The following is a 4,140-nucleotide window of genomic DNA, read 5'->3' as shown; positions in this document are numbered from 1 at the left end:
TTATCGCATTGTTGTATTACTTGATCTTTATTCCAGTTTCTTTTCGGCTGATTGGTATGATCCCAACTGAGGGATTTGAAGGAATAGCTCTAGGAATATTGTATTTAGTTGTTATAGGGCTAGGATCTTTGATTTTCTATATTATTGCTGTAGCAATAGCAGTGAAAAATAAAGATAAACGTACTCTTGGATTTCTACTTGGGGGTGCAGTATGTTTAGGAATCCTCATTTACTTGCTCGTTTTGAATAACAATCCTCACATGTACCAGAAATGATGGAATCAGAGGGTTACTATGGTCCAACGGTCTTGCTAGCCTGCCGTTTACTCCAGCGAGTACCAGCTGTAAGGTGGTCTGCACATAGAGAAAAAGCCCGAAAAATCGGGCTTTTTCTATTTCCACGTATTGACAACGGCATGCAAAGCTATATAATAACATTTAGATATTAACAAAAAGTTATTATCAAATCGAATGCAACAGGTGATAATGATGACGGAAACCATGCGAGACCGCAACGGGCTGACGGAGCAGGAATTCCTGCAAAGATATGATGCCAGTATATATGAACGGCCTTCGGTGACGGTTGACATGCTTATCTTTACCGTCTTTGATAAAGAGCAAGTTAATTATCGGAAGCTGCCCGAAAAATCGTTGCAGTTGTTGCTCATTAAGCGGGGCGAGCACCCATATTTGGGTCAATGGGCACTGCCGGGAGGCTTCGTATCTATGCGTGAGAGCATTGAAGAAGCGGCACAAAGAGAATTGAAAAGCGAAGCCAATATCGAGAATCTCTATATGGAGCAGTTATTTACATGGGGAGACGTGGCACGTGACCCCAGAACGCGGGTGATCAGTTCCTCGTATATGGCGCTTGTAGACCGGACAGCTCTGGATGTTAAGGCGGGTGACGACGCCGAAGACGCGCGCTGGTTTGAAGTAAACTATCAAGTCTTTCAAGAGAAAAAAACGATTCTCGAAGGCGGGTACGAATTTGAGCGACTCATAAAAATAACCCTGAAACATGAAGCGGAGCTTCTAACCGCAACGGTGAAGATAACGACGACGATTACAGGCCGAACGAGGAGAATCAGCCGTGAGATTGTCGGGTCACATGGGCTCGCTTTCGATCATGCCAAAATCATGGATTATGCCATAGAGAGGTTGCGTAATAAAATCGAATACACCGATATTGCGTTCCATCTCATGCCTCCTTTATTCACGCTGTCAGAGCTCCAACAGGTCTACGAGGTCATTCTCGGAAAAGAGCTTCTGGCCGCAGCATTTCGAAGAAAGCTTGCGCCGATGGTCACAGAGACCAATGAATTTACAAAGGATGCTGGACATCGACCCTCCAAGCTTTATCGCTTTAACCCCAATTGGGAGAACACTTAACCATGTGAGGACGGATTTTATATGGAAAAGTTCACTTTTTTCTACCGGACGGAATCGCCATTTTCACAATGGCATCCTGCTATATTTGAAATAGATGGAATCCACTTCAATTGCGCTGAACAATACATGATGTACCAAAAAGCGAAGCTTTTTAAAGATGAGGAAATCGCCGCAAAGGTGTTATCCGCCCCAACTCCGCGTGAGCAGAAAGAGCTTGGACGGGAGGTACGCAACTTTCATCGAAACAAATGGGAAACTCATTGCAAACCATTCGTGTACGAGGGGAATTACGCCAAATTCACCCAGAACCGGCAGCTCCTCGAGAAGCTGCTTGCCACACAAGGCACCACACTGGTAGAAGCAAGTCCGACGGATCGCATATGGGGTGTAGGGCTACTAGAAGATGACCCCCGCATCTTGAACCGAGAAACATGGAGAGGGACTAACTGGTTGGGTGAAGTGCTTACGAATTTAAGGGAAGACCTGCTTTTTAAGATGAATAAATGAGAGAAGAAAGTGAAGTGTGAGTAGGATGGTTAACTACGTTACAGGAGACTTATTTCAAGCATCCGAATCCATTATTGGCCATCAAGTCAATTGTCAGGCTGTAATGGGATCGGGTGTAGCCAAGCAAATGAAACAGCTCTATCCTGAGGTGTTTAGTGAGTATGTACGATTTTGTAACCAGAATAAAGGGAGCTTGCTTGGATCGTGTCAGATTGTCGAGCTGAATCATGGTACAAATAAATATGTAGCCCATTTATTCGGCCAGCAAACCTTCGGTAGGGATGGCAGGAAATATACGAACGATGACGCTTTAAGGAACGCTCTAACCCAGTTGTACGAGTTTGCCAAAGCTAACCAGTGCTCAGTAGCACTTCCCTACAAAATTGGCTGTGACCGTGGTGGAGGGGATTGGAATGTTATTTTAGAAATGATCCAAGATATTTTCACGGATGTGGACGTTACCTTATATAGGCTGGGATAGAAGATGAATACACAAAACCATAATAGAGAAATAAGATCACAAACGGCTAAAGAAACGTTGGCAATTCTAGAAAAAGGCTTCTACCTTAATCAAGAGGGGAGCACAGTTACAGTTCAACCGGAAGTAGAGATGGCCGTTCGTAACTCCAAGCTGTATTCGCCAAACGGATTGCCAGTCATTAAGCAGGAGGCTGTATCCCGGATAAGGGATCATCAGGGTGTTCAACCGAAAATGGAAGTGACGGATGAATCTACATTAGCTGCCGCGCGAAGACTTGTGGTATATGAAGGCTTGCAGAACACATTGTGTCTAAATTTTGCCTCTGCGAAAAATCCGGGCGGGGGGTTCCTTGGAGGCAGCCAGGCTCAGGAAGAAAGTTTGGCTCGTTCCTCTGCCTTATACCCCTGCATTTCACAAATGGATGAGATGTATACCTATAACCGGAATCTTAAGACTTGTCTCTATTCAGATTATATGGTTTATTCTCCTAGAGTTCCCGTCTTCCGAAACGATGATTGCGCACTTCTAGAGAATCCGTATCTTGTTTCCATCCTCACAGCGCCCGCTGTTAATGCTGGGGTTGTCCGGGAGCGGGAACCGCAGCAAGTGAAGATGATTGAACCGGTCATGCTGGAGAGAATACGGTATATTCTTTCCGTAGCGGCCAAACATGGGGAGCAAGCTATCATTCTGGGGGCATACGGATGTGGCGTTTTTAAAAATAATCCTACGGATGTTGCCAGAATGTTTAAGCAGGTGTTGATTAATGAAGGCTACGAGACATTATTTGATCGCATTGTTTTTGCTGTCCTGGATAAGTCTGATGAGCAGAGAGTTGTTAACCTATTCAAGAGGGAATTCTATGCATCTGATTAGCCCCTATATTGCCGGATACTCGTTGAAGAACAAGAAGACACGCGTTTGCTTGCCTATGTCCGGAAGAATCCGTCGGAGATCGTGAGCTTGTACCCTCATCTTGCTGAAAGGTATCGGGACGAAACGATTGCGATTTTCAACAACCATATTGAACGAATGGCGAGTCAAGCCTTTACAAGAAGGCAATACTAGAATGTTTGCCATGTGGTCCGCATGCTGCGCGGTGTTGGGGGAGGGGACCCCGTAAGGCTGATCGTGCAAAAGCTTCTTATGCAATACCCGAATAGGCCTGCTTTTCGAGACGAGCTATTGAAACAATATGATTCCATAATAGAATAAGAACCCATACAATTCATCAGGATAGGAGATGTCATAGTGGCAAAATTGGGAGATAGCAAGAAACCGGCTATAGTTAGAGTAGCTACTGAGGAAAGAGCACATGAGATTTTTGAATTATGCGAGAGTACCGGTTGGAAAGTAGTCATTGGAATCGAGCCTGATAAAGTAGAGGATATTTCGGATGTACAGAAGCTGCTAGGTATGAATGTGGAAAACACCAAAACGATCCTCGTCGGCCAATCTCCAGGTCGTAATGATCCTTGCCCGTGCGGTAGCGGCTTGAAGTACAAGAAATGCTGTGGCAAGTAACTCGTAGGTGATAGAGGCACACCTTGTTGATATCCGATAAGCTTCTTGGACCGATTAATAAAGGCTGCCCTCGCTCTACCTCCTACATGCTTCAGTTAGAGGTATTATATATGTGAACAGGTCTGAATGGGACATAGCCAAGCGCCGTAAATGCTGTTGAATCGCAGGCTTCCATTTGGTATTATGAAAATATGGATGAAGCACATCTTTCCGTACCTGCGGGAGGGTGTGCTTTTT

At 44.9% G+C, this 4,140-nt stretch carries 6 protein-coding genes; all 6 read left to right on the top strand.

The window, feature by feature from the left end; all coding sequences use genetic code 11:
* Positions 1–275, top strand: a 275-nt coding sequence (locus PKO02S_RS33015; RefSeq protein WP_218033987.1) for a hypothetical protein, incomplete at its 5' end; no start/stop codon positions are given.
* 210 nt (positions 276–485) lie between these two features.
* Positions 486–1,391, top strand: coding sequence for an NUDIX hydrolase (locus tag PKO02S_RS31640; protein ID WP_373865261.1), 906 nt, complete (start codon positions 486–488; stop codon positions 1,389–1,391).
* 21 nt (positions 1,392–1,412) lie between these two features.
* Positions 1,413–1,898 (top strand): riboflavin biosynthesis intermediates N-glycosidase, encoded by a 486-nt coding sequence (ybiA, locus tag PKO02S_RS31635; protein WP_127589223.1) that lies wholly within the window; start codon positions 1,413–1,415, stop codon positions 1,896–1,898.
* Positions 1,899–1,923: 25 nt separating this feature from the next.
* Positions 1,924–2,379: a macro domain-containing protein gene (locus PKO02S_RS31630; protein WP_127589221.1), complete on the top strand. Its 456-nt coding sequence runs from the start codon at positions 1,924–1,926 to the stop codon at positions 2,377–2,379.
* Positions 2,380–2,382: 3 nt separating this feature from the next.
* Positions 2,383–3,255, top strand: coding sequence for a TIGR02452 family protein (locus PKO02S_RS31625; RefSeq protein WP_127589220.1), 873 nt, complete (start codon positions 2,383–2,385; stop codon positions 3,253–3,255).
* A 375-nt stretch (positions 3,256–3,630) separates the two neighbouring features.
* Positions 3,631–3,903: a PBPRA1643 family SWIM/SEC-C metal-binding motif protein gene (locus PKO02S_RS31620; protein WP_218033986.1), complete on the top strand. Its 273-nt coding sequence runs from the start codon at positions 3,631–3,633 to the stop codon at positions 3,901–3,903.
* Positions 3,904–4,140: the final 237 nt, after the last annotated feature.

It is taken from the genome of Paenibacillus koleovorans NBRC 103111, assembly GCF_004000845.1.
GTDB classification, from domain to species: domain Bacteria; phylum Bacillota; class Bacilli; order Paenibacillales; family NBRC-103111; genus Paenibacillus_AA; species Paenibacillus_AA koleovorans.
Note: the sequence above shows the minus strand (reverse complement) of the source record. Positions and strands in the feature narration are given on the sequence as shown.